This window comes from Mesorhizobium sp. L-8-3, from assembly GCF_016756615.1.
Lineage (GTDB): Bacteria > Pseudomonadota > Alphaproteobacteria > Rhizobiales > Rhizobiaceae.
The window spans coordinates 4,669,835-4,694,455 of sequence record NZ_AP023262.1 but is presented as its reverse complement, the minus strand read 5'-3'; the positions used below and the strand labels follow the sequence as shown (position 1 = coordinate 4,694,455).

Annotated in this window: 26 protein-coding genes and 1 pseudogene; 9 read left to right on the top strand and 18 right to left on the bottom strand. The window is 64.8% G+C overall.

Annotated elements, in window-relative coordinates:
• Nucleotides 1-47 precede the first annotated feature (47 nt).
• From JN302_RS21730 to JN302_RS21720, 3 genes are all read left to right on the top strand, one after another.
• Nucleotides 48-1,217, top strand: coding sequence for a GGDEF domain-containing protein (locus JN302_RS21730; protein WP_202329039.1), 1,170 nt, complete (start codon nucleotides 48-50; stop codon nucleotides 1,215-1,217).
• A gap of 183 nt (nucleotides 1,218-1,400) precedes the next feature.
• Nucleotides 1,401-2,270 carry an NAD(P)-dependent oxidoreductase gene (locus tag JN302_RS21725; protein WP_202329038.1) on the top strand — a complete coding sequence of 290 codons (870 nt, stop codon included), beginning with the start codon at nucleotides 1,401-1,403 and terminating at the stop codon, nucleotides 2,268-2,270.
• A gap of 2 nt (nucleotides 2,271-2,272) precedes the next feature.
• On the top strand, nucleotides 2,273-2,977 hold the full coding sequence (locus JN302_RS21720) for a DNA alkylation repair protein (RefSeq protein ID WP_202329037.1): 705 nt from the start codon (nucleotides 2,273-2,275) through the stop codon (nucleotides 2,975-2,977).
• A gap of 88 nt (nucleotides 2,978-3,065) precedes the next feature.
• Here JN302_RS21720 and JN302_RS21715 read toward each other — a convergent pair whose 3' ends face one another.
• The 3 genes from JN302_RS21715 to JN302_RS21705 all read right to left on the bottom strand — a co-directional run bounded on the left by JN302_RS21715 (nucleotide 3,066) and on the right by JN302_RS21705 (nucleotide 4,904).
• On the bottom strand, nucleotides 3,066-3,557 hold the full coding sequence (locus JN302_RS21715; RefSeq protein ID WP_202304969.1) for an Lrp/AsnC family transcriptional regulator: 492 nt from the start codon (nucleotides 3,555-3,557) through the stop codon (nucleotides 3,066-3,068).
• A gap of 101 nt (nucleotides 3,558-3,658) precedes the next feature.
• Nucleotides 3,659-4,282 (bottom strand): uracil-DNA glycosylase family protein, encoded by a 624-nt coding sequence (locus JN302_RS21710; protein WP_244845813.1) that lies wholly within the window; start codon nucleotides 4,280-4,282, stop codon nucleotides 3,659-3,661.
• 10 nt (nucleotides 4,283-4,292) lie between these two features.
• Nucleotides 4,293-4,904: a glutathione S-transferase gene (locus JN302_RS21705; protein WP_202329035.1), complete on the bottom strand. Its 612-nt coding sequence runs from the start codon at nucleotides 4,902-4,904 to the stop codon at nucleotides 4,293-4,295.
• Between the two features lie 166 nt (nucleotides 4,905-5,070).
• Here JN302_RS21705 and JN302_RS21700 point away from each other — a divergent pair, with 166 nt between their 5' ends.
• Together JN302_RS21700 and pgm are read left to right on the top strand one after the other, a co-directional pair.
• Nucleotides 5,071-5,757: an HAD family hydrolase gene (locus JN302_RS21700; protein WP_202329033.1), complete on the top strand. Its 687-nt coding sequence runs from the start codon at nucleotides 5,071-5,073 to the stop codon at nucleotides 5,755-5,757.
• Nucleotides 5,754-7,406: a phosphoglucomutase (alpha-D-glucose-1,6-bisphosphate-dependent) gene (gene pgm, locus JN302_RS21695; RefSeq protein ID WP_202304964.1), complete on the top strand. Its 1,653-nt coding sequence runs from the start codon at nucleotides 5,754-5,756 to the stop codon at nucleotides 7,404-7,406. The genes JN302_RS21700 and pgm overlap by 4 nt, the downstream gene beginning before the upstream one ends.
• Before the next feature lie 9 nt (nucleotides 7,407-7,415).
• On the opposite strand, the gene zwf is transcribed toward pgm, so the two are convergent.
• Together zwf and gnd are read right to left on the bottom strand one after the other, a co-directional pair.
• On the bottom strand, nucleotides 7,416-8,978 hold the full coding sequence (zwf, locus tag JN302_RS21690; protein WP_202329031.1) for a glucose-6-phosphate dehydrogenase: 1,563 nt from the start codon (nucleotides 8,976-8,978) through the stop codon (nucleotides 7,416-7,418).
• A gap of 4 nt (nucleotides 8,979-8,982) precedes the next feature.
• Nucleotides 8,983-9,987, bottom strand: a complete 1,005-nt coding sequence (gene gnd / locus JN302_RS21685; protein WP_202329029.1) for a phosphogluconate dehydrogenase (NAD(+)-dependent, decarboxylating) — start codon at nucleotides 9,985-9,987, stop codon at nucleotides 8,983-8,985.
• A 244-nt stretch (nucleotides 9,988-10,231) separates the two neighbouring features.
• On the opposite strand from gnd, the gene JN302_RS21680 reads away from it, so the two are divergent.
• A complete protein-coding gene (locus JN302_RS21680; protein WP_202329027.1) occupies nucleotides 10,232-11,551 on the top strand; it encodes a glucoamylase family protein in 1,320 nt (439 codons plus the stop codon).
• 12 nt (nucleotides 11,552-11,563) lie between these two features.
• Here the strand turns inward: JN302_RS21680 and JN302_RS21675 are convergent, their stop codons facing one another.
• Entirely contained in the window at nucleotides 11,564-12,181 is a 618-nt protein-coding gene (locus tag JN302_RS21675) for a thermonuclease family protein (protein WP_202329026.1), read from the bottom strand.
• A 74-nt stretch (nucleotides 12,182-12,255) separates the two neighbouring features.
• Between JN302_RS21675 and JN302_RS21670 the strand changes: the two genes are divergently transcribed.
• Entirely contained in the window at nucleotides 12,256-13,791 is a 1,536-nt protein-coding gene (locus JN302_RS21670) for a sensor histidine kinase (protein WP_202329024.1), read from the top strand.
• Between the two features lie 32 nt (nucleotides 13,792-13,823).
• Here JN302_RS21670 and JN302_RS21665 read toward each other — a convergent pair whose 3' ends face one another.
• Nucleotides 13,824-14,813, bottom strand: coding sequence for a nicotinate-nucleotide--dimethylbenzimidazole phosphoribosyltransferase (locus JN302_RS21665; RefSeq protein WP_202334399.1), 990 nt, complete (start codon nucleotides 14,811-14,813; stop codon nucleotides 13,824-13,826).
• Nucleotides 14,814-14,986: 173 nt separating this feature from the next.
• Between JN302_RS21665 and JN302_RS21660 the strand changes: the two genes are divergently transcribed.
• A complete protein-coding gene (locus JN302_RS21660; protein WP_274609021.1) occupies nucleotides 14,987-15,217 on the top strand; it encodes a DUF1289 domain-containing protein in 231 nt (76 codons plus the stop codon).
• Complete coding sequence (locus JN302_RS21655) at nucleotides 15,214-15,912, top strand: retropepsin-like aspartic protease family protein (protein ID WP_202329022.1); 699 nt, start codon at nucleotides 15,214-15,216, stop codon at nucleotides 15,910-15,912. The genes JN302_RS21660 and JN302_RS21655 overlap by 4 nt, the downstream gene beginning before the upstream one ends.
• A 92-nt stretch (nucleotides 15,913-16,004) precedes the next feature.
• Here the strand turns inward: JN302_RS21655 and JN302_RS21650 are convergent, their stop codons facing one another.
• The 11 genes and pseudogenes from JN302_RS21650 to JN302_RS21600 all read right to left on the bottom strand — a co-directional run bounded on the left by JN302_RS21650 (nucleotide 16,005) and on the right by JN302_RS21600 (nucleotide 24,620).
• On the bottom strand, nucleotides 16,005-16,607 hold the full coding sequence (locus tag JN302_RS21650) for an ATP-dependent Clp protease proteolytic subunit (protein ID WP_202304945.1): 603 nt from the start codon (nucleotides 16,605-16,607) through the stop codon (nucleotides 16,005-16,007).
• A 14-nt stretch (nucleotides 16,608-16,621) separates the two neighbouring features.
• Entirely contained in the window at nucleotides 16,622-17,059 is a 438-nt protein-coding gene (locus tag JN302_RS21645; RefSeq protein WP_202304943.1) for an SRPBCC family protein, read from the bottom strand.
• Nucleotides 17,056-17,370: an ArsR/SmtB family transcription factor gene (locus JN302_RS21640; RefSeq protein ID WP_202304941.1), complete on the bottom strand. Its 315-nt coding sequence runs from the start codon at nucleotides 17,368-17,370 to the stop codon at nucleotides 17,056-17,058. The genes JN302_RS21645 and JN302_RS21640 overlap by 4 nt, the downstream gene beginning before the upstream one ends.
• A 240-nt stretch (nucleotides 17,371-17,610) precedes the next feature.
• Nucleotides 17,611-18,603 carry a tRNA dihydrouridine(20/20a) synthase DusA gene (gene dusA, locus JN302_RS21635; RefSeq protein WP_202329020.1) on the bottom strand — a complete coding sequence of 331 codons (993 nt, stop codon included), beginning with the start codon at nucleotides 18,601-18,603 and terminating at the stop codon, nucleotides 17,611-17,613.
• Between the two features lie 400 nt (nucleotides 18,604-19,003).
• The gene (locus JN302_RS21630; RefSeq protein ID WP_202329018.1) at nucleotides 19,004-19,786 is read right to left on the bottom strand and encodes a ZIP family metal transporter; all 783 of its coding nucleotides are present in this window, start codon (nucleotides 19,784-19,786) and stop codon (nucleotides 19,004-19,006) included.
• 166 nt (nucleotides 19,787-19,952) lie between these two features.
• Nucleotides 19,953-20,721: pseudogene (locus JN302_RS21625) on the bottom strand (ion channel).
• Nucleotides 20,722-20,973: 252 nt separating this feature from the next.
• On the bottom strand, nucleotides 20,974-21,306 hold the full coding sequence (sorU, locus tag JN302_RS21620; RefSeq protein WP_202304923.1) for a SorU family sulfite dehydrogenase c-type cytochrome subunit: 333 nt from the start codon (nucleotides 21,304-21,306) through the stop codon (nucleotides 20,974-20,976).
• Nucleotides 21,307-21,362: 56 nt separating this feature from the next.
• On the bottom strand, nucleotides 21,363-22,541 hold the full coding sequence (gene sorT, locus JN302_RS21615; RefSeq protein WP_202329016.1) for a SorT family sulfite dehydrogenase catalytic subunit: 1,179 nt from the start codon (nucleotides 22,539-22,541) through the stop codon (nucleotides 21,363-21,365).
• Between the two features lie 113 nt (nucleotides 22,542-22,654).
• Nucleotides 22,655-23,437 (bottom strand): hypothetical protein, encoded by a 783-nt coding sequence (locus JN302_RS21610; protein WP_202304919.1) that lies wholly within the window; start codon nucleotides 23,435-23,437, stop codon nucleotides 22,655-22,657.
• Nucleotides 23,434-24,018, bottom strand: a complete 585-nt coding sequence (locus JN302_RS21605) for an RNA polymerase sigma factor (RefSeq protein WP_202329014.1) — start codon at nucleotides 24,016-24,018, stop codon at nucleotides 23,434-23,436. Before JN302_RS21605 ends, JN302_RS21610 begins: the two co-directional genes overlap by 4 nt.
• 107 nt (nucleotides 24,019-24,125) lie before the next feature.
• On the bottom strand, nucleotides 24,126-24,620 hold the full coding sequence (locus JN302_RS21600; protein WP_202329011.1) for a DoxX family protein: 495 nt from the start codon (nucleotides 24,618-24,620) through the stop codon (nucleotides 24,126-24,128).
• Between the last annotated feature and the right edge of the window lies 1 nt (nucleotide 24,621).

Genomic DNA, 24,621 nt, shown 5'->3' with positions numbered 1-24,621 from the left:
TTTCTCCCCTAACGCTGCGGCATCGCCTGCTCGCCCGGAAAGCCCGTATGCCCGTCGCTCTCGATCTCGACACGCTGCTGGTCAGCTCGATGCTCGTTACCACGGCATGCGGAATGCTGTTCCTGTTCGAGGCCTTTCATCGCCGCGATGCGATCCCGTCCCGCTGGTGGGGCGTGGGTTTCCTGTGCACCACCGCCGCGCCGGTCTTCTACATCGCCTCGTCCGGAGTGCCGGAACTCCTGTGGCTGGTGGTGGCTGTCGGCAACGGCATCGTCATAACGGGCATTTCCATGATCTGGGTGGGCGCCCAGGCCTTCAACGGCCGCAGGCCGACCGTGGGGCTGGCCCTGCTCGGCCCCTTGCTGGTGACGGCGGCCGCCCTTTTCGACAGGAGCGAGCCAGAGGCCTGGCGCGGCGGCATCGTATTCCTTGTCATGTTCGCCGCCTATTGCTTTGCGACCGGCGTCGAATTCTGGAACCAGACGGGTTTCCGTTATCGCAACGCCGCCGTGCTTTCCGGCGCCAGCACCTTTCTCGGCTTCTTCTATGCGGGCCGCGCGATCGCGCTCTGGATCTGCGGACCCGAGGATCCCTTCTTCCGCAGCTTTTTCGGTCCGGAGATCGCGACCCTGGTCGTGATGTTCATGATCCTGATCTCCAGCTTCAGCCTGATCGCCATCGGCAAGGAGCAGTTCGAGATCGCCCTGCAGCGGGCGGCTACGCGCGACGCCCTCACCGATACGCTCAACCGGCACGAATTCATGCGTAAGGCCGAACTGGAGCTTCGTCGACTGGAAGGCACGGGCACCCCGGCGAGCCTGCTGCTTGTCGACCTCGATGTCTTCAAGAAGATCAACGACACGCATGGACATCCCGCGGGCGATCGCGTGCTGGTGCATTTTGCCGAGACGGCCAGGGCGGCGCTGGGACCCAAGGACCTTCTCTGCCGCTACGGCGGCGAGGAGTTCGTCATCCTCCTCCCCGGACAGACGGCGCGGCAGGCCCGCGTCGTCGCCGAGACCATCCGGACACGTTTCGCCGAAGCCGCCCTGGTCACCGACAAGGGTACGGTCCGGCCGACCGCGAGCGCCGGGCTCTCTTCCGCCGAACCCGGCGAATACGATCTGGAAAGGCTGATCGCTCAAGCAGACGATGCGCTCTATCGCGCCAAGGCTGCCGGCCGCAACAGGGTGGGCGCCCCGGCCAAGGCGGCCTGATCCAGGCTCCGTCGGGCTACTTTTCGCGGCTTGACGAATTCCGCCTATCGCATAGACCTGTCGCGGTGTCGTTGCGAGCGTCGCGCGTCCATCGGATGCGCAACGTCGCTTTCACTTTCAATCGACGCATCGTCCTTCCGAAATCGAAGCAGGGTTTTCGGAGCGATGCGGCAGGGAGATGCTATGGCTTCGGTTGCATTCATCGGTCTCGGCGTCATGGGTTATCCGATGGCGGGCCACCTGAAGAACAAGGGCAGCCACGACGTGACGGTCTACAACCGCACGACCGCGCGCGCCCGCAAATGGGCCGACGAATTCGGCGGCGACTCTGCGGCAACGCCGCGCGAGGCGGCAGTGGGCAAGGATTTCGTCTTCGCCTGCGTCGGCAATGACGACGACCTGCGCGAAGTGACGGTCGGTCCCGACGGGGCCTTCCACGGCATGAGGGAAGGCTCGGTCTTCATCGACAACACGACCGCTTCGGCGGAAGTCGCCCGCGAACTCGCGGAGAAAGCCGCGGCTGGCGGCTTCGGCTTCCTCGACGCCCCGGTTTCCGGCGGCCAGGCAGGAGCGGAAAATGGCGCGCTCACCGTGATGGTCGGCGGCGCGGGGCGGGATTTCGACAAGGCCAGGCCCGTTATCGAGGCTTACGCACGCATGGTGGGACTTATGGGGCCGGCCGGCGCCGGGCAGCTTACCAAGATGATCAACCAGATCTGCATTGCCGGGCTGGTCCAGGGCCTGGCGGAAGGCATCCATTTCGGCAAGAAGGCCGGTCTCGACATCGAGAAGGTGATCGAGGTGATCTCCAAAGGCGCCGCCGGCTCCTGGCAGATGGAGAACCGCCACAAGACCATGAACGCAGGCAAGTATGATTTCGGATTCGCGGTCGACTGGATGCGCAAGGATCTAGGCATCTGTCTTGACGAGGCCGACCGCAACGGCGCGAAACTGCCAGTGACGGCGCTGGTCGATCAGTTCTACAAGGACATCCAGGAAATGGGCGGCAAGCGCTGGGATACGTCCGCACTGCTCGCCCGCCTGGAGAAATAGAGTTGTCCATCCCCTCGCCCGACTGGACGGCCGACGACATCGTCGCGCATCTGAAGGCGCTCGGCTCGGATGAGAACCGCGCCGGCATGGCACGGTTCGGCATCACCACGGATAAGGCGTTCGGCGTCGGGCATACGGTTCTCAATCCGCTGGCCAGGAAGGTGAAGACGGACCACCTCCGCGCGCAGTCACTCTGGGCAACCGGCTATCGCGAGGCGCGCATCCTCGCCGGCCTGACCGGCGACCCCAAGAAGATGACGATCGACGAGTGCCGGCGCTGGGCGGCCGATTTCGATTCCTGGGACGTCGTCGACGGTGTGTCGGCTCTGTTCGTTGAGACACCGTTCTGGCGAGAGTTGATCGATGAGTTCGCCGAGGACGATCGGGAGTTCGTGCGGCGCGCCGCCTTCGCCATGCTGGCGTGGAGCGCGGTTCACCTGAAGAAGGAGCCCGACACAACGTTCGTCGCCCTTCTGCCGCTGGTCGAACGACATTCGGGCGATGCCAGGAACTTCGTGAAGAAAGCCGTGAACTGGGCGCTCCGGCAGATCGGCAAGCGCTCGATGACCCTCTACCGCCCTGCGCTCGCCTTGTCGGAAAAGCTCGCGGAATCCGACGACAAAACGGCGCGCTGGATCGGCAAGGACGCCGTCAGGGAACTGACCGATCCGAAGACGCTGGACCGCCTTGCGAAGAAAGGCCGGTGACCGGGCGGTCGTTGATTTGGCGCATTTTTGTCCCGAAGGCGGTTCCCGCTTTCGGGAGAAATGCTTTGGCCACGGCACGTAGTCGGGCTCAAGCCGCGCTTGCGCCGCTCTCCTTGTCGAGAATGATATAGTCCAGCGGCATCTCGGTCGTGTATTTGATCTGCTCCATCGCGAAGGAAGAAGACACGTCCCGGATTTCGATCTTGGCGATGAGACGCTTGTAGAACGCGTCATAGGCGGCGATGTCGGGCACCACCACGCGCAGCAGATAGTCGACGTCGCCGCTCATACGGTAGAATTCGACGACTTCGGGGAAGTCCTGGATGACTTCGGAGAAACGGCGCAACCACTCATGGCTATGCGAATTCGTGCGGATTGCGACGAAGACGGTGACGCGGACATTGATCCTCTCGGGATCGAGAACGGCCACACGCCGCTTGATGACGCCCTCTTCCTCCAGCTTCTGGATCCGGCGCCAGCAGGGCGTCGTCGACAGCCCGACCTTCTTGGCGATGTCTGCGACGGCGAGTGTCGCGTCCTCCTGAAGCAGGCGGAGGATCTTGCGGTCGAGGCGGTCCATTTCGGGCTCCCGTTGGAATGGGTTTGCATAATGATCGCGCAGGCGGCGCATCGCAAGAAAGGAATTCTCCGGAATGGCGGATTTGAAGGGAGAGCGTTCTGCTAGCAGCCATCGAGGCGACGGCGAATTTCTGCCCGCAGAAAAGGCAGCAGATCCATTTCGAACCAGGGATTGCGCTTCAGCCAGCCCGTATTGCGCCATGAAGGGTGGGGCAGCGCCAGAACGCGCGGTGCCGACGGGGTGTCGAAGAGCACCCGCCAGTTCATGACCGTTTCGGTGAGCGATCGGGCGCGGGATGCGCCTATATGCCAGCCATGGGCATAAAGGCCGATCGCGACGACCAGATCGATCCGGGGCATCGCGGCCAATAATGGCGCGCGCCAGGCGGGAGCGCATTCCTTTCGCGGCGGCAGGTCCGCGCCGCGCGTATCCTGGCCGGGAAAGCAGAACCCCATCGGCAGGATGGCGAAGTTCGAGGGGTCGTAGAATTCCTCGCGCGAGACGTCCAGCCAGTCCCGCAACCGGTCGCCCGAGGCATCGTTGAACGGGATGCCGGTCGCGTGAACCTTGGTCCCCGGCGCCTGCCCCGCGATCAGGATGCGCGCCGCGTCGGAGGCAACCAGCACCGGCCGCGGCTCGTGCGGCAGCGGCTTGCCCCGTGGCTGGTCGCGACATATACGGCACGCCCGTACTGCCTTCGCCAGACTGGCAAGGGTGTCCTGCAAGCCTGCTTCCTCAGGCGGTCGCGCTCGGCCGCGCGCCGACCGCGCGATACCAGCGAACGACATTGGCGAGTTCGTCCGGCACCTGGATGCGGGCCGGTTTCATGAAGTCGACGGCGATCATTCCTGTGATGTCGGCGACCGAATAGTCGTCGCCGGCGACGAATTCGCGGCTCGCCAGTTCGTCATCGAGCAGGCGAAGGAACTCCAGTGCCTTCGGCTTGTTGGCCTCGCCCCATTCGGGAATCTGCGGTTTCTCCCATTCCTTCATGGCGGGATGGATGTGTCGGAAGGCCTGGGCCACGGCCATCATCAAATTGAGCTCCATTCGGCGCTGCCACATCTCGACTTTCGCCTTGCCAAGCGCACCGCGTCCGAACAGTGCCGGCTCTGGATGAAGTTCCTCGAAATAGCGGCAGATTGCGATGGATTCGGTGATGATCGTGCCGTCGTCAAGCTCCAATACGGGAAGGCGGCGCAACGGGTTGCGCGAGGCAACCGCCTCTTCCCGATGCTCCATGGCATTCATGTCGATCGGCACAAGCGGCACTTCGATGCCCTTTTCCGCCAGGAAGATGCGCACGCGGCGCGGATTGGGCGCCTTGCCGCCGTCGAAGAGCTTCATCTCGGTCCTCCGCTCTGTTCCACGTCATCGGACCCTATAGACCCCGGCAAGCTATTTGAAGACTGCCGAGACCGGAGCGCTGGTTTTTGCAGCCGCCGGGAACGTTCGGCCGCGTCGCGCGTTTCTGCGCTGCCGCCACAACCGACAAAACCGAGGGGGGCGTCCCGTGGCAGACCCAGCCAAACTGGTGTTCATGATCGATGTCGACAATACCTTGCTCGACAACGACCGCTTCTTTGCCGAACTGACGGCGCGGCTCGACCGGCTCTTCGGGGAGGCCGAGTGCCAGCGCTACTGGCGCCTCTACGAGAACAGGCGCGAGACGCTTGGCTATGCGGACTATCTCGGCGCACTGCAGGATCTCCGCCTTGAGAACAACGACGAGGCCGCTCTCCTGCAGGCATCCGAATTCATGCTCGACTATCCCTTCGCCGATCTGCTCTATCCCGACGCGCTCGCCGTGGTCGATCATCTCGGCCGGATGGGCACCACCATCGTCCTGTCCGACGGCGACATCGTGTTCCAGCCGCGCAAGATCAGGCGGTCCGGCCTGTGGGACGCCTTCGGCGGGCGCGTGCTTGTCTATGTCCACAAAGAGCGCATGCTCGACGATATCGAACGTCGTTTTCCAGCCACCCGTTATGTCATGGTGGACGACAAGGCACGGCTTCTGGCCGCCATGAAGCTTCAACTCGGCGACAGGCTCACCACGATCTTCCCGCGCCAGGGTCACTACGCCCTCGATTCCGTAGTGGCCGATGTTGCTCCCGCTCCTGATGTTGCCGTCCGGCATATCGGCGAGCTGCTCGGCTTCTCGGTTCAGGACCTCAATCTCTCCAAGGCAGGCGTATGAGCATGGCTGTCAGTCCCCTCGCCGGCAAGCCGGCACCGAAATCGCTGCTCGTCGATGTCCCCGCCCTCGTCGCCGCCTATGCCGCACTCCGTCCCGACCCCGGGATAGCAGGTCAGCGCGTCGCCTTTGGCACGTCGGGCCATCGCGGCAGTTCCTTCGAACGCAGCTTCAACGAATGGCATGTGCTGGCGATCACCCAGGCGATCTGCGACTACCGCGCGGGAAAAGGCATAACAGGTCCCCTGTTCATCGGCATAGACACCCACGCGCTGTCGTCGCCCGCATTCGAGAGCGCTCTGGAGGTGCTGGCGGCCAACGGCGTGGAGACGATGATCGCCAGGGGCGGCGAATTCACGCCGACGCCGGCCGTGTCGCATGCGATCCTGACCTATAATCGCGGCCGCGCCTCGGGCCTTGCCGACGGCATCGTGGTTACGCCGTCGCACAATCCGCCCGACAATGGCGGCTTCAAATACAATCCGTCCAATGGCGGTCCGGCCGATGTCGACATCACGAGCTGGATCCAGGACCGCGCCAATGCGTTGATCGAGGGCGGCCTCAAGGATGTCCGACGCATCCCCTTCGACCGGGCGCGCCACGCCGCCACCACCCAAGAGCACGACTATCTCGACGCCTATGTCGCCGACCTCGGAGCCGTGGTCGACTTCGATGCGATCCGGTCGTCCGGCATCCGCATGGCGGTCGACCCTCTCGGCGGCGCCGGCGTCCATTACTGGGCGCCGATCGCGGAACGTTATCGCCTGCCGCTCGACATCGTGAGCGAGGAAGTCGATCCGACCTTCGGCTTCATGACCGTCGATTGGGATGGCAAGATCCGCATGGACCCGTCGTCGTCCTATGCCATGCAGAGGCTGATCGGCCTGAAAGACCGCTATGACGTCGCCTTTGCCTGCGACACTGATCATGACCGACACGGGATCGTCGCGCGGTCGGCCGGCCTGCTGCCGCCGAACCACTATCTGTCCGTCCTCGTCGACTATCTGTTCCGGCAGCGTCCGGGTTGGAGCGCCGCCGCTGCCGTCGGCAAGACCCTGGTCAGCACGGCGCTCATCGACCGCGTCGCGACCCGGCTGGGCCGCCGGCTCCATGAAGTCCCGGTGGGCTTCAAGTGGTTCGTCGACGGCCTGTTCGACGGCACGCTGGGTTTCGGCGGCGAGGAAAGCGCCGGGGCGTCATTCCTGCGCCGGGACGGCACGGTCTGGACCACCGACAAGGACGGCATCGCGCCGGCCCTGCTGTCGGCGGAAATCACCGCACGCACCGGCCGCGACCCCGGTGCGCTCTACAGGGACATCACGGCCGAGCTCGGCGAGCCGACCGCCGATAGGGTCGAGGCGCCGGCGAGCGCCTCCGAGAAGGCGAGGCTGGCGAGGCTTTCACCGAAGCAGGTGCCCGGCACTGAGCTCGCCGGCGAGAAGATCGAGGCCGTGCTCGACCACGCGCCTGGCAATGGCGCGCCGATCGGCGGCATCAAGGTCACCGCCCCCAACGGCTGGTTTGCTGCGCGTCCCTCGGGCACCGAGGATATCTACAAGATCTACGCCGAGAGTTTCCGCGGCAAGGCGCATCTGAAGTCGATCCTGGATGAGGCCGAGGGCATCGTGAACCGCGCCCTCGCAGCGTCGTGAGACAGCTCGTCAGCGTTTCGGCCGCGCTGCGGTCAGGGGCCTCCAGGCCCGGTTGCCGTCGCGGGCAAGAAGCTCGTCGGCCGATGCCGGACCGTCGCTGCCCGAGGCATAACCTTCGACCGGCGTTCCCTTTTCCGTCCAGTCGTCGAGCACTGGCTGCACGACCCGCCAGGCCTGCTCGACCATGTCGGCGCGCATGAACAGCGTTGCGTCACCGATCATCACGTCGTAGATGAGCGTCTCGTATCCGACATTGGCCTCCTTCGGGAACCAGTCTTCATAGCGGAAGTCCATCCTCACGGCAGCGAGATCGACCGTCTGACCGGGGCGCTTGACCTCGAACTGTAACGAGATCCCCTCCTCCGGGGCGATGTTCAGAACCAGCCAGTTGGGCTGCAGTGCCTCGACGGGGGTATTCTGGAAAGCCGCGTAGGGAGCCTGCTTGAAGCGGATGGCGATCTCGGTGAGGCGCCGCGACATGTGCTTGCCTGTGCGCAGGTAAAAAGGCACGCCTGCCCATCGCCAGTTGTCGATATCGAGACGCATGGCAACAAAGGTTTCGACATTCGAATCCGCGGCGACATTGGGCTCGTTGCGGTAGTTGTTTGCCGGCTTATCAAGGACGGTCCCCGCCCGGTACTGGCCACGAACTGCCATATCTGCCCGGGCCGGCGGCATCCCCGCGAACAGCTCCGCCTTCTTGTTGCGGATCGAGCCCGCGTCGAAGCCTCCCGGCGGCTCCATCGCAACCATCGACAACAGCGTGAAGACATGGTTCGGCACCATGTCCCGCAGGGCGCCGGTGGCTTCGTAGAAGCTGCCGCGCCGCTCGACGCCGACGGTCTCCGCTGCGGTGATCTGGACGTGATCGATCCGGTCACGGTTCCAGATCGGCTCGAACAGCCCGTTGGCAAAGCGGAAGGCCATGATGCTCTGGACTGTGTCCTTGCCCAGGAAGTGGTCGATCCGGAAGATCTGCTCCTCGCGCAGCGTGCGCAGGATGCGCTTGTTGAGGTCGCGCGCCGAGTCCAGGGAATGGCCGAAGGGCTTCTCGATCACCACGCGCCGCCAGCCCTGCCGCTTGCCGTCGACGGTTGAATTCTCGTCGGTGAGTTTCGCCTTGCCGAGGCCTTCCACGACCGGGTCGAAAAGCTGGCTGGCTACGGCGAGATAGAAGACCGCATTGCCTTCGGTACCGCGCGCCGCATCCGCCTCGGCGAGCGCGTCCCGGATCCTGCCGAAAACGTCGGGTCCCGTGATGTCGCCACGGACATAGGACATGGTTCGCGCCAGCCGGTCCCAGGCGGCCGGGTCGATCTGCTCGCCATCAAACCCGGTCCCGGGGTCGCCGATGATGCTCTTCAGCATGTCGAGCAGGCTGTCGCGCCAGCTTTGCGCCGAGGCTTCGGCCCGGTCCACGCCGATCAGGGCGAAGTTCTGCGGCAGCAGATTGGTCCGCGACAGATTGTAGAGGGCCGGCACCATCAGGCGCTTGGTCAGGTCTCCGCCGGCGCCGAAGATGACCATGGCGCAGGGCGGTGCCGGCGGAGGCAATGGCGCGTGGTTGTCCATCCCATCACTCCGCTGTTTTCGGGCCGGACGGCTCCTTGCCCTCGACATGGCCGCCGAAGCCGAGGCGCATCGCCGAAAGCAGTTTCTCCCCGAACGTGTGTTGCCGCCGCGACCGGAAACGGGCGAAGAGAGCGGTTGCGAGCGCGTCGGCCGGAACCGCCTCCTCCAGCGCAGCCTCGATCGTCCACCGCCCCTCCCCGGAATCCTGGACGAAGCCGGAGAAACCGTCGAGTTGCGGATCCCTGGCCAGCGCCGCTGCGCCGAGGTCGAGCAGCCAGGACGAGACCACGCTGCCGCGCCGCCAGACCTCGGCGATATCGGCCAGGTCCAGGGAAAAGCGTTCATCGGCCGGCAGGTCGGCGGAGTCCTTGTTGCGCAATATGTCGAAGCCCTCGGCATAGGCCTGCATCAGCCCGTATTCGAGGCCGTTATGCACCATCTTGACGAAGTGGCCGGCCCCGCAGGGTCCGGCATGGATGTAGCCGCGCTCGGCGCGCGGATCGCGCATCTCGCGGCCCGGCGTCCGAGGTATCTCGCCCAGTCCCGGCGCCAGCGCCGCGAAGATCGGATCGAGGTGATCGACCGTTTGCGTCTCTCCGCCGATCATCATGCAATAGCCGCGCTCAGCGCCCCAGATTCCGCCCGAAGTGCCGCAATCCACGTAGCGGACGCCGTTGCCGGCCAAAGCCTTGGCCCGCCGGATGTCGTCCTTGTAGAAGGTGTTGCCGCCATCGATGACGATGTCGTCCGCACCCAGGAGGTCGCCCAACCGGGCGATCGTCTCTTCGGTGATGCGCCCCGCCGGCAACATCACCCATACGGCGCGCGGCCGTTCGTCCAGCGCCTTCACCAGCTCGTCGAGGGAGCCCACGGCCTGAGCGCCCTCCTTGGCCAGCGCCTCGCGCGGCCCTGCATTGGTGTCGAACACCACGCAACGATGTCCGGCCCGCATCAGGCGACGGCTGATATTGCCGCCCATGCGGCCCAATCCGACAACTCCGATCTGCATTCGCTTCTATCCCTGTCAGACGATACGCCGGCCACGTCGCATGCGTTCCTTCGGCCGGCTCCCATGGTCACTGCCGCGGCGGAACCTGAACCATTCGGCGCCGCGGCGATGGAAAAATGGGCGGGCTCTTGCCGACATCGCTCCTTGGCGGCACCCTGCCCGCAATCGATGTAGGCCAGGGCGCGACCCTGTCACTGGGCACCCCGGCCGCAGGATCGTCGCACAGGGAACACGGTCAAACAACATGAAGCTGCCGGACGATGTCGAACTCCGCGTGCTCCAGCACGAGACTTTCCGCTACTTCCTGCACGAAGCCAGCCCGGTGAACGGGCTGATCGCCGACAAGACGGAACCCGGCTGGCCGGCGAGCATAGCCGCAACCGGCTTGGCGCTCGCCGCTTATCCAATCGGCGTCGATCGCAGCTTCATGTCGCGGGACGACGCCATCGAGCGGACGCTCAAGGTGCTCCGCTTCTTCTGGACGAGCCCGCAGGGAACGGAGCCGGACGCGACCGGCTATCGCGGCTTCTTTTATCATTTCCTCGACATGCAGACCGGCCGGCGGGCGTGGGATTGCGAGGTGTCGACCATCGACACGACCTTCCTGCTGGCCGGCGCCCTCACAGCCAGGATCTTCTTCGACCGGGATACCGACGAGGAACAGGAGATCCGGGCGCTCGCCGAGGCGCTCTACAAACGCGCCGACTGGCAGTGGGCACAGAACGGCGGCGAGACGGTATCACATGGCTGGCGGCCGGAAACCGGTTTCATCCCCTACCGCTGGGAGGGCTATGACGAGGCACTGCTGCTCTACGTTATGGGACTGGGTTCACCGACCTTCCCCTTGCCGCAAAGCAGTTACGCCGCCTGGTGCTCGACCTATGAGTGGAAGGAGTGCCAGGGCATCGAGTTCCTCTATGCCGGTCCGCTCTTCACGCATCAGCTCTCGCATATCTGGATCGATTTCCGCGGCATCCAGGACGACTATATGCGCGAGAAGGACATCGACTATTTCGAAAACAGCCGGCGCGCGACCTTCGTCCAGCAGCGATATGCAATCGACAACCCGCTCGGCTTTGCGCACTACGGGTCCTGCTGCTGGGGCATCACGGCAAGCGATGGGCCGGGCCCCGTGACACTGAAGATCGACGGCATCACGCGTGAGTTCCAGGACTATGTCGGACGCGGAGTGCCCTACGGCCCGGACGACGGCACGATCGCGCCCTGGGTGGTCGTCGCCTCCGTGCCCTTCGCTCCTGAAATCGTGCTGCCTACGGTCGACCACTTCATCCACGAGGTGAAATTGAAGAGCCAGAACCCTTATGGCTTCAAGGCGTCTTTCAATCCCACCTTCCCCGACAAGTCGGGCAGCCCCTATGGCTGGATATCGCCATGGCACTACGGGCTGAACCAGGGCCCGATCGTGCTGATGATCGAGAACTATCGCACCGGCCTGCTGTGGGAGTGGATGCGGAGCTGCCCCTATCTGACAGCCGGATTGCGGCGCGCCGGCTTTCGCGGCGGATGGCTGGACGAGCAGCACGAGGACGACCGAACCGGATAAAGTGCGTCCGCCTCACAACAGGCCGAGCAAGGCCCGCAGCCAGTTGAACGCCGCGCCCAGCCTGTCGTGCTCACCCTCGATCATGCCGCCATGGGTCTCGCGCCAATCGCGCGGGCGGTCGAACTCGCCGGCCCAAAGTCCGAGCCTGCCGGCACGCGCGGCGTCCTCCTCGTCAAGATAGCCGCCATACGCTATCGCCCATCCGGCAGCGACCTGTTCCTTGTTCAGGTCCACCGCGCCGGCGCTGCATTGGCCGAGCAGGCGGCCATAGCGGTCGCGCTCCCAGCCCTCACAGGTGACGGCCCTGCCTGATATCAGCCTGGACAGCGCCTCGCGGGAACGCCGACCGCAGGGATATCCGGTGCCGTCACGCATGCAGGTCTGATTGTATTCGGGCGCATCGATCCCACGCAATCGCACCCGCTCAGTGCCCAAGGTCAGCGTGTCGCCATCATTCACCACCGCGGCACCGGCGGCCTGCCTGGTCTCCACGCGATCGAGGCGGGACGCGACGACCGCGAGCATGCCCAGGATGGCGAAGGTCAGCGCATAGTCGAGCAGCTTGCGCAGGCGACGGCGGCGCGCGCGTGCATAGGGGACGCGCCTGCGGCCGTATCGGTATCGGCTCATATGGCAAAGGGAACCTTAATCATTGCGGACTAGCCTGCCGGAGTAACCGGAATTGTACGCAAATAGAAACCCCGATGCCGTTGCTGCGAACGAACACGGCTGACAAATTCATTGTGGACCGCAGGAAAACCCATCGCAACAGCGATGTGTCGCGCGCGGTGAAGCACACTCGTGACCGTCTTTCCCAACGTTCCGGCAGCCCGGCCTTCGATCGCGAGCTGTTGAAGCTGCACGCCAGGGCGATCGTCACCGGCGCCTCGGCGATTCCGTTGCTGGTGCTGGTCATCGCCGCGGCCGGGCTGCTCGGCGGCATGGGCGGCACGATCCTGAGCTGGGCTCTGATCACCGTCGCCTGCTACACCGGCATAGCCCTCTTTGCCCGCAACATCGACAAGGCCGATACCGCACGGATCGAGCTTGCGGCCACGAAGCGCAACTTCCTCATCCTGCATTCTTTGTCGGGCCTGTGCTGGGCCTATCTCGCCTCGCTCGGCTGCGGTGAATGCCAGGTCGAGCAATTCCCGGTCATCAAGGCGGTCGTGCTTCTGCTGGCCATGGCGGCGACCGCGATCATCGCCTCGTCGCTGCGCGGCGCCCTCGTCGCCACTTTCGCAGCGCCGGTCATCGTCTACGGGGTCGTCGGCGCGCGCTACTGGATGCCCGTCGAGGCGACGATGATCGGCCTGCTTGCCATATCGCTGCCCTTCTTCGCCTATGTCGCGGGTCACCTCAACCGTTCGGCCCTGATGCTCCTGTCATTCCGGCGGGAGAAGGACGGGCTGATCGCCGAACTCGAAACGGCCAAGTCGATGTCGGACGAGGCACGGCGGCGCGCCGAGGAGGCCAATCTGGCCAAATCGCGTTTCCTCGCCTCGATGAGCCATGAGTTGCGCACGCCGCTCAACGCCATCCTCGGCTTCTCCGAGGTCATGTCGAACGAGGTCTTGGGGCAGATCCAGAACACCACATACAAGGAATATGCGCGCGACATCCACGATTCCGGCCGGCATCTGCTCGATCTGATCAATGAGATTCTCGACCTGTCGCGCATCGAGGCCGGCCGCTACCAGCTCAACGAGGAGCCGGTCAGCCTGCTCGACGTCGTGGAGGAATGCTGCCACCTGATGGAACTCAGGGCCAGGAACAAGGATCTGCGGATCGTGCAGCAGTTCGAGGCCTCCCTGCCGAGGCTCTTCGCCGACGAGCGCGCCATCCGCCAGATCGCGCTGAACCTCATCTCGAACGCCGTGAAGTTCACGCCGGCCGGCGGCGAGATCGTGGTGAAGGTCGGCTGGACGGCCGGCGGCGGCCAGTATGTATCGGTAGCGGACGACGGGCCCGGCATCCCCCCCGACGAGATCCCCGTTGTGCTTTCCGCTTTCGGCCAGGGCTCCATCGCCATCAAGAGCGCCGAACAGGGAACCGGCCTGGGCCTGCCGATTGTCCAGGGACTGCTCGCCATGCATGGCGGCGAATTCCAGCTGAACTCCAAGCTTCGCGAGGGCACTGAGGCGATCGCGATCTTCCCGAGGGGCCGGGTGATGGAAGATATGCCCGCCTTGCCGACATTGCCGCTTCGGGCAGTGGCCTCAGGCGGACGGCGGCGCTGACCGCCTGCCGATCCGCCAACTATCTGCGAAAATCAGAGCGTCGCCGCCATGCCGGAATGCACAAGCGCCGCGGCCTTGACGATACCGACCGCGAGGCCTGCCCCCGTCGCTTCCCCATGCGCCAGCTTCAAGTCCAGCACCGGATCGAGTCCGAGCCGCTCGATCACCTTGGCATGGCCCGGTTCGGTCGAGACATGAGCGACGAGGCAATGGTCGAGCGCGGCGGGGTTGACTGCGTGGAGCACGGCAGCCGCGGCGAGCGCGGCGAAGCCGTCGAGCACGATCGCCACCTTCTGCATGCGCGCAGCCAGGATGGCGCCGGCAATGGCGGCGAATTCGCGCCCGCCGACGCGGCGCAGCACCTCGAACGGGTCCTTCAGGTTCCGGCCGTGCAGTGCCAATGCGGCATCCACCGCCGCGGCCTTGCGGGCAATCATGTCGGGACCGGCACCGGAGCCAGGCCCGACCCAATCCTTGCCGGACCCGCCATAGAGCGCGGCCAGGATCGCCGCCGCCACGGTCGAGTTGCCGACGCCGAGGTCGCCGATGGCGATCAAGTCGGCGCCGCCGGCGATCGCCTCCATGCCGAAGGCCATGGTCGCCGCGCAGCCGCGCTCGTCGAGGGCCGCCTCCTGCGTGATATCGGCCGTGGGCAGGTGCAAAGCGAGGTCGAAGACCTTCAGCCCGAGGTCGTAGGCCACGCAGATCTGGTTGATCGCGGCGCCGCCGGCCGCGCACGACTCCACCATTTCGGCCGTGGCGTCCTGTTGCCGAGGCGAGATGTTGTGCCGCGCGACGCCGTGGTTGCCGGCGAAGATCGCGACCAGCGGACGCGTCACTGCGGGCGGGCGGCCGGTCCAGGCGGCGAGCCACTCCGCGATCTCCTCAATCCGGCCGAGCGAGCCGGCGGGCTTGCGCATCTGCTGGAACTGCGTTCGCACCTTGGCGGCGGCTGCCTCATCGCGGGCGGGAAGCTCTCGCATGAGGTTGCGAAAATCGTCGAAGGGAAGTCCGGTCGTCATCTCGTCCATGCCTGATCGTCGCGACGGGCATAGCGGCGTTTGCCGCGCCGCACAATCGTCCTTTTGCCCTCGCGAATGAGTGGTGCAAAAACGCCGCTGTCGGACGCAAACGCATGGGCTTGCATTGCCTTTTTCGGCGCACCATGTGGGATAGACGAAACGGAACCTCCTCCTTGTCTATCGAATCGCCCTGCATCCTCGTCTGCTCGATCGACATGAAGACCGGCTATTGTTTCGGCTGCGGCCGCACCCGCGACGAGATATCGGGCTGGATCGGCATGACGCCGGAAGCGCGGCGCGAGATCATGGCGACGCTGCCGGCCCGGCTCGACATGGTCGAAAGGCGGCCGCGGCGCGAGACGCGGCGAGCGCGGATGGCGCGTGAACGCGGGGCTGCCGAATGACCGGACGGCTTTTCTGGATCGGAATGGCGGCGATTGGCGGCGCGCTGATCCTGTTGCTCCTCAGCAGCGACACGGGCGATTCCTTTGGCAGTGGCGACGATCTCGCCCGCGTTCTCTATCTGGGCATATGGGGCACGGTGATCGCCGCGGCCATCCTCGGCTCCGGCATGCGGCTCGGCTATGTCGCGCGTAGCCTGGCCTTGTGGATGCTGGTCGCGCTGATTCTGGTCGCCGGCTACCAGTATCGTTACGAATTGCAGGATATTGCAAACCGCGTGACCGCCGGCCTCGTGCCGGGCAGCCCGCTCTCCATCGGCGACGACGGCAGCACCGTCATGCTGGAGAAAGCCCCCAACGGGCATTTCCAGGCCCGCATCGAGGTGAACGGCGTGCCCGTGCGGACGATCGTCGATACCGGCGCCACCGCCACGGTGCTCACTGCCGCCGATGCCCGCGCTGCCGGCTATGATCCGGAAGCGCTGAGCTATACGATCCGCGTCTCGACCGCCAATGGCACGGCCCGCGCGGCGCGCGTCACTGCCGACGAGATCACGCTCGGAACGATCAGCCGCAGGAACGTGCCTGTGCTGGTGGCCGATGGCGGCATGCTCGACCAGAGCCTGCTCGGCATGAACTTCATCGGCACTCTGTCGGGCTTCGACGTACGCGGCGACCGCATGATCCTGCGGGACTGACCGTCCAGATCGATTTCAGCAAGTGCGCAGCGGTCCTGCGTACAAGCAAAGGGCGCGAGCATTTCCAGGACTGGGAAAAGGGCGGAATTGATCTACGCGGCGACGCGCCTGTCGTAGATGTGGTCGACGACGCCCCAGGCCTTTGCTTCCTCGGCCGTCATGAAGTGGTCGCGGTCGAGCGTGCGCTCGACTTCCTCGATGCTGCGCCCGCAATGCCTGGCATAGATCTCGTTCAGGCGCCGCTTGGTCTTGATGACGTCCTCGGCGTGCCGTTCGATGTCGGACGCCTGGCCCTGGAAACCGCCTGACGGCTGATGCAGCATGATGCTGGAGTTCGGCAGAGCGATCCGCCGGCCGGGCGTTCCCGCCATCAGGAGGAACGACCCCATCGATCGTGCCGTTCCCATGCAGACCGTCGAAACCGGACAAGTGATGTACTGCATCGTGTCGTAGATCGCGAAGCCGCTGGTCACCACCCCGCCAGGCGAGTTGATGTAGAGCGCAATCTCCTTCGTCGGATTGTCCGATTCCAGCGAAAGAAGCTGGGCGCAGACCAACGCAGAGACATTATCGTCGATCGGCCCGTTCAGGAACACGATGCGCTCGCGCAACAGCCTGGAAAAGATGTCGAAGGCGCGCTCGCCTCTGCTCGACTGCTCGACCACCATGGGCACGAGATTGGAGATTGCGTTCATGGAGGACCTTCCTGTCAGGCGGCGCGCGGCAAACGCGGCCGCAGGTTCGTGTTCGCGGCCGACAGCGTCAGGACAGGCCTCCGGACTGCCGGCATTTCCATGCCCGAATGGGTGATGCGAAGACGCGTCCCCCCAACCGCGCGGCAAAGCTCGAAGGTGACCGTCGACGTCAGGGACTTTTCACGCGCCTCCTCGTCCCGCCAACTGTAGCTCAGCCGCCGGAAGGGCTCGGCCTCGAGCACCTCGCATTCGATCGGGGCCCCGCCTTCGTCATCCTGCCGGAACGCAAAACGGGTGCCGGGACGAGCCTCGATGTCGTTCGGCATCAGCCACGCCGCGAGAAGCTCGGGCACCGTTAGAGCGCGCCACACTTTCTCCGGCGGATGAGGCAGGTCGCATTCCGTCACCAAGGACACCTCGTCACCTGCAACCTCGTTACGTTCTTCGGTCATTGATCCATATCCTTCAGCACGTCCCTCAGTTTCTCGACACGTTCGGGCCAGAACAGGCGGTAACGCTCCATCCAGGCCAGCAGGGGCCTCATTCCGTCCGGCTCCAGCCGGTAGTAGGTGTTGCGGCCGTCCCGCCGCTCGACCACCAGCCCGGCCCGCTTCAAGGATGCCAGATGCTGCGAGACCGCCGGTTGCGATATCGCGAAACCCGCCTTCAGTTCACCCACGCTCATCTCAGCGCCAGTCAGTCGCTCGAAGACGGCGCGGCGGGTGGGATCGGCCAGAGCCTTGAAGATTTCCGTTTCCAGCATGGCCAACCTATAAGCGAACGCTTATCAGTTGGCAACCCCTGTCGATAGGATAACCCTGCCGGTCGCTGCCCCCTCCACCACCGAAAGCCAAGGGCCGAAGCCGGCTCGAACCTGCGCAAGGGACAGGCCGAAGCGCGCGTTGCCCACGCGGCCGCATGCCCAAGCCGCGCTGGGCTGCGACCCGAACGACCCCAGGGTTGGTAGCTTGTTAACGGACTTTCGAAAGCCCCACGCCGATCGTCAGGCGGCGGCTTCGGCGGTCTCCAGCGACACGGCCTCGAAAGCGCGGAACAGGACATCCGGCCCCGCCCCTGGCCGCGTTGCATCCGTGGAAAGGATCTGACGGAACCGACGGGCGCCGGGAAAGCCGTGGAACAGGCCGGTCATATGGCGCGTCACATGCGCCAGGCGTCCGCCATGCGCGATGTGGCGCGCGGCGTAGTCGGCCATGGCATCGATGACGCCGGCCAAATCCGCCCGGCCGTCGTCCCCCCAAAGCAGGGCATCGGCATTCGCCAGCACACCGGGCGTATGGTAGGCGGCGCGCCCGAGCATCACGCCGTCGACATGTTCCAGATGGCGTACGGTCTCATCCAATGACTGAATACCGCCGTTTATACCAATGAGACGATTCGGATATTCCTGCTTCAGCCGATAGACGCGGGGATAGTCGAGCGGCGGGATGTCGCGGTTCTCCTTGGGGCTCAGCCCTTCCAGCCAGGCCTTGCGCGCATGCACCCACAAGGCGTCGGCGCCGGCCGCGAAGACCGTCCGGGCCATCTCGCCCAGTGCTGTCTCCGTGTCCTGCTCATCGACGCCCAGCCGGCATTTCACCGTGACGGGAATGGCCGCCACCCCTTTCATGGCGGCCACGCAGGCGCCGACCAGGTCCGGCGTGCGCATCAGGCAGGCACCGAAGGTACCGGATTGGACACGGTCCGAGGGGCATCCGACATTCAGGTTGATCTCGTCATAGCCGAGGTCCTTGCCGATCCGCGCCGCCTCGGCCAGCTTCTTCGGATCCGACCCGCCGAGCTGCAGCGCCACGGGATGCTCCACGGCGTCGAAGCCCAGCAGGCGCTCGCGATCGCCATGGATGACGGCGTCGGCGACCACCATCTCGGTATAGAGCAGCGCGCGCCGGGTCAGTTGGCGATGGAAGAACCGGCAATGACGGTCCGTCCAATCCATCATGGGGGCGACGGCCAGGCGGAGATCGCTATAGCTGCTCATTTTTCCTTCAAACATAGGAACTTGCGTCGGATCGATGCAGTATCGTTTTCGGCCCATTCTTTCCGGATTTGGGCCTATCTTTGGCGCCAAGGTACTGCAATGCGGCACCGACGTCACTCGTGCAGTACCGCTAGGAGCCCAAATCGGCATGGGGGACGGTCATGCCATGGAAGCATAGAGATGGTCGACGGCGTGTCGGCCACAACTCCAGAAAGCGCGAGACTGAGCTTGCGAAACCCGAAAGCCATCGACCGAAAAAGGCTTCATCGGCACGCCGGAGAAGGTGGTCGAACCGAACGTCCGACCGGCGCCAACTTCCCCATCGACGGCGGATATCTTGCTCAGCAGGGCAGCTCGAATCAGGTTTGGGAGGACCGGCACCCAGGACGCTTTGGTGGAGTCATCCGAAGGCCACATCCAGAAACATCATGGCCGCCAGTCCTATGGTCAGGCCGAGCGTCGCCTGCTTCTCGTAGCCGTGCCGGTGCGTCTCGGGAATGATTTCGTGGCTGATGACGTAGATCATCGCGCCAGCCGCGAAGGTTAGCGCCCAGGGCAACGCCAGATGGGAAAGGCTGACGCCCCAGGCGCCCAGCAGTCCAGCCATCGGCTCTATCAGGCCGGTGAGGCTCGCAACGCCGAACGCGCGAATTCGCGAGTTGCCGACCGACAACAGCGCCATGGCCACGGCCAACCCCTCGGGCGCGTTCTGGAGCCCTATGCCGATCGCGAGAGTCGTACCGGCCGCCATGTCGCCGCCGCCGAAACCGACGCCCACGGCGAGCCCTTCCGGCGCATTGTGGATGGCAATCGCCAGCACGAACAGCCAGATACGCGCGAGTTCGGTGGCAACGGGACCTTGTCGTCCTTGGAAGAAGTGCTCGTGCGGTATCCATTCGTTGAGCGCGGCCATCGTACCGGCACCGACCAGGACACCGGCGACCGCCACCGCGGCCGGCAGCATATTGCCGCCGAAAACTCCGCTGGCCTGCTCTATCCCTGGAATGATGAGGGAGAAGAACGAGGCAGCCAGCATCACGCCGGCCGCGAAACCCAGCAGCGTGTCGTTCCAGCGTGTGTCGACCGGACGGCCGAAAAGTGCGGGAAGCGCTCCGACCGATGTCATGAGTCCGGCCAGCAGGCTGGCAACAGTGCCGATGACGATAAGGTTCTCCGATATCACGTGAGCAGCAGCCAGTTGCAGACGAATACTGTGGTGCCGGGTTAAGAACAGTCGTCTCTTTCGCCGTCTTCGACATTGTGCATGATCAAGATGGCCCGCACTGATGCCGGCTGGGCCCTCCACCTGAAATCTTGGCTATTGGCTCCGACGGCGCCGGTCATCCGGTTCAGTTCGCACCTTCGGTTTCGATGTGAAGGACGGTCCCGCAATGCTTGCAATGCACCGCATCGGGGTCATGTCGAATGAGCCCGCATGCGGGGCACCTATGCCGCACCTTGGCAGGGCGGAACAGTACCTGGGCCAGACGAAGGAACAACGTCACGCCTACGATCATGATCGCCACGGAGATCATGCGACCCGTCGTTCCCTCCAGCGTGATGTCGCCAAAGCCGGTCGTGGTGAGGGCGGTAACGGTGAAGTACAGCGCGTCGGCATAGTTGCCGATTTGGGCGTTTTGCCGATGCTGGGTCTCGAACACCACCCCGGTCATGACGAACAAGAAGACGCACAGATTGGCCAGAGCGACCAAGGCATCCTCGTTGCGACGGAAATAGACGAAGTCGTGCCGCAGCCTGGCCAAAATCTGGTAGGTGTGGAGCAGGCGGACCGTACGCAGGATGCGCAGGAAACCAAGGCCCTCGCCAGCGACTGGCGCGAGGAACGAGAAGATCGCCGCAAGGTCGGCGATTGAAACCGGATTGAAGAGATCGCGAAAACGGTTGCGGCTTATGAACAGCCTCGCCAGGAAGTCCGCCAGGATGACTGTCCCGAAAACCGGACCCAGTACCTCTATGACGAGCGCATTCGGCAGGAACGAGGTGGATCACGAATGTCACCGTCAGCAGATCGAAAGCCAGGAGCGCGTAGCGGAAAATATGGGCACCGTGCGTGCTGCCCTCGTAGAGGGCCACCAGGTCAGCCTTGAGATTGCCAATCTTCAAACAGCGCCCTCCACCAACGGGCTCGAGCTGCAGCCAGTGCACGTGGCGCGAGGTACAACGATATCGGCCGCACCGTGCCTGCGGCTTGACGTCAATCAAAGCACTCTTCTTGCGGACGCAACCGCAGGCTTTCTTTACAGAGCATGGCGGCAACAGGCGCGCAAGCTCCGCCGACGGCCGATCTCCGCCAAGGCGAGCCCCCCGGCGTGATCCGAGGAATCGTGGGTGGGTCCGCAGCGTTCCATCTCAGCGCGGACTGCCGGCCACGGTCGAGACGTAGTGTGCGACCGCATCGATCTCTTCCTTCGAGAGATCCTCATAAGCCGGCATCGCGCCGACACCCTCGACGACGGCTTTGCGCACGCGCTCCTGGTCCGGGCGAAGCTGGTCGAGAGGTGGCCCGATCTGCCTGTCCGAGCCGGCGTCGGCAAGCTCGTGGCAGAGCGCGCAGGCAGGTTGGGCGGTCTCCAGAAATACCTGGCGCCCGAGCGCGAGGCGCGTCTCGTCGGCGGCCGCCGCCCCGGCGGAAACCAGGAGCATGGGACTGGCGGCAAGCAGGACAGCGGCGGCAAGGCGCATAAAGGGATCTCCGGTGAGGAAGAGGCCCGTCCGCGGGCCGCCGACGGGCAGGATGGTCAGCTGACGGCGACTTCCACGCCGTGGTCGCGCCAGCCATTGTGGTTGTAGCCGGAATTGTTGGGCTCGGGCTCCTTGGGCTGGACATTGCCTTCGCTGTCGGTCGCGCGGCTGACGATGAGATGCGTGCCAGGCTGGAGGTCGGTGGAGAGAGCAAAGCTGCGCCAGGCATAGCGGCCGAGATCGGGACCTATGAACTCGGCCTTCTGCCAGTTCTTGCCGCCGTCGGTGGAAACCTCGACGGACTGGACGGGATTGATGCCGCCGAACGCGAAGCCCGTGACCTGGACCGCGCCGGCGCGCGCAACGTCGAGCGGGGCGGTGACGAAGGATTTGACCGGCATCGCCCAGACCGAGGGATGCTGAGGACCTGCCTTCTCGCCTACCGGGAGGAGCCGGTAGCGGCTTTGCTGGATGCGTGCGTCGCTCTCCTGCGCGGTCAGGGCCAGGCGCTTGAGGTATTTGACATTGTTCACGCCGGTATAGCCCGGCACGATCATGCGCAGCGGCCCGCCATGGGCAAGCGAGACGGGCTCGCCGTTCAGGTCCCAGGCCAGAAGGACCGTGTCGAGCACGTCGATCGGCACCGAACGCTCGACGACCACGTCGCGCTCCTTGAGGTCCGCCGGTATGGTCTCACCGCCTGTGCCGGTGATGAACTTCATGCCTTCGGCCGGCCCGCCAAGCGCATCGACGACCTTGCGCAGGGGCACGCCTGTCCAGATCACGTTGCCGGCCGCGCCGACCTTCCATTGCGTGCCGCTCGGGTTATGGTCGAAGAAGGCTCGGCCGTTGCCCGAGCACTGCAGGACCATGGCCACGGTGTCGAGGCCCATCGACTTGAGCTGGCCGACGGTGAGCGCGCGCGGTTCCGCCACCCCTTCGATGGATACTTCCCAGGCATCGCGGTCCGCGACGATCGAAGCATCGGGCGGGCTGACATTGTTGCGGATGTAGAGCTTGTCCTCCGGCGTGATCAGGCTGGTACCGAAGGCATCGCGGCGCGTCTCGATCGTGTTGTTGCTGTGCACGATGAGCGCGTCTGGCTTCTTGAAGCTGACATAGTCCGGCAAGGGCTTGTCCTGCGCCGAAACAGTCACTCCGGACACGGCAAGGCCGGTTGCAGCAGCCGTACCCGCAAGCAGATAGCGGCGCCTGAGATCGATTTTCTCGGTCATGCATTCCTCCCATTGGCCGCCGCTGCATGTGCTGACGGCGTCGTCCGGCAAGTGCCGGATGACAGAGGAGACGGCGACGACGGCGGCGATATTCCGTGCCCTGGCGAAAAATGTCAGGCGCGGCAGGGCTGCCGGGCCGTGCTCAGTGATGCGATGAGGTCGTCCATCGCGGGCTCGGACAGCGCCGGACCCAAGGTGCGCAGACTACCCGCGATCGTGGCAAAACGCACGGGATCCATGTCGCGCGCGACCACGATGAACATCGTTCGGCCCGACTGCCAGCGCGCGACATGGAGGGCGCCTTTCTGATGGATGTCGAGCGCATTGGTAGCGTCGTCTCGCAACCCGGCGCCGAACTCGAACAAGCTCATCCGGCAGCCGCGCTCGCCCACGAAACGGCTATGCAGGGCGAGCATTCCTTCTTCGAGCTCCACCCGCTCCTTCAGCACCAGCCGAAGGCCGGTAGCCGAGAGCAGCCGGTCGGCCGGCGCCGCGGAGGTCGGCTTCGGCCGCAGGGGCGGCAGCGCCGTTTCCAGCCACCGGTCGTGCAGGGCGACCGCCGCAGCAAGGTCGGTCATCGTTCGGGGAGTCCTCGTCCGATCGATGAACCAGTAGCCGCCCGCGAGCAAGGCGAGCGCAAGGCCGGCGGCGGCCGCAACACGCTTGAGGTCGGGTAGCCTCCGAGGCGGAAACGGCGACGGCATGTCGGGCACGAGCAACTGAACGGGGGGCGGCACGCTGTCGGCAATGGCCGCCCGCAGCGACTGCAGCCGAGCGATTGCCTGCGCGACCGACGGATCGCGCGCCGCCAGCATAGCGAGGCGTGCCGCCTCGGCTGCGTCGAGTTCGCCGTCGACATAAGCGCTCAGCTTGTCGAAGGTAACGCTCTCGCTCATCGTTCAGCACTTCTCCCGGCCGACGGGTGCATGGTCACGTTCTCTTCCGACAGGATCCGGCACAAGACCTGGCGCGCCCGGCTCACCCGGCTCATGATCGTGCCGCGCGGCACGCCCAGCATCTCGGCGGCCTCGTCATAGCTGAAGCCGCCGACGTCGACGAGGGTCAGGACGTCGCGGTGGTGCGGACCGAGCATGGCGAAAGCCTGCCGCACGGCAAGCTGGTTCACGATGACGGTCTCGAGCGATGCCGGCATGAAGGTTTCGACGGCACAATGATCTTCGAGCGGGTCAACTTCCGGCTGGCGGCTCTGCATGCGCAGGCGGTCGATCCAGCGGTTGCGCATGATGGTGAAGAGCCAGGCACGGAAGGGACGCTCGCCGTCCGGAATGGCGGGACTCGCGATGGCCCGCAGGAGGGTGTCCTGGTAGAGATCGGCGGCCGCCTCGGCATCGGCCGCAAGCGCACGCGCATAGCCGTAGAGACGGCTTGCGATCGGCCGGAGGCGGTCATCGAAGCTCTGCGCTCGCCGGGTAATCGGCTCTCCGCAACAGCAGGTACGACCTGTATGGTATGACATGTGTCCGAAGGCCAGCGACGGGCGAATATCCGCACCCGATGGGGAAGCAACATGCTGCTTCGGCTTGATCCAACCTGCGAGGCGAGATCGCACCAAGGACGCCGTCATCACCTCGGAACCAGCCAATGGTCGAGCGAAACCCGACCCGGTCCCCACGCCATTAATCCAAGTGCCATTGCCGCCCACGTGACATGGATTGGCCAGCCGTCCGGCACCGTGAACTGTATGACTATGGTCATGATCAGAAGCCCGAACGCGGCAAGGCGCGTCGCAAGGCCAAGGACCAGGAGAATTGGCAACAAAATCTCGGCCGAACCGGAAGCGAATGCCATGGCCGCAGGTGCGGGAAAGGCATAGGGACCGCCCGGCAGGTGCAGCTTGAACTCGGAGCTGAACAGGAACACTGCGGTGTCGTTCAATTGCAGGAACCCGTCCCACTTGTTGACGCCTGACCGCCAGAACGGGATCGCGAGACCGACACGCAGGAAAATCTGCGTGACCGAAGGCTGGGCAACAGCGCGAATGATGGCGTTTGCCCTCTCGACGAGATTGATGATCCGTCGTCTCCACGTGCCGACGGCGAATTGCGGCCGAGGTGCCATC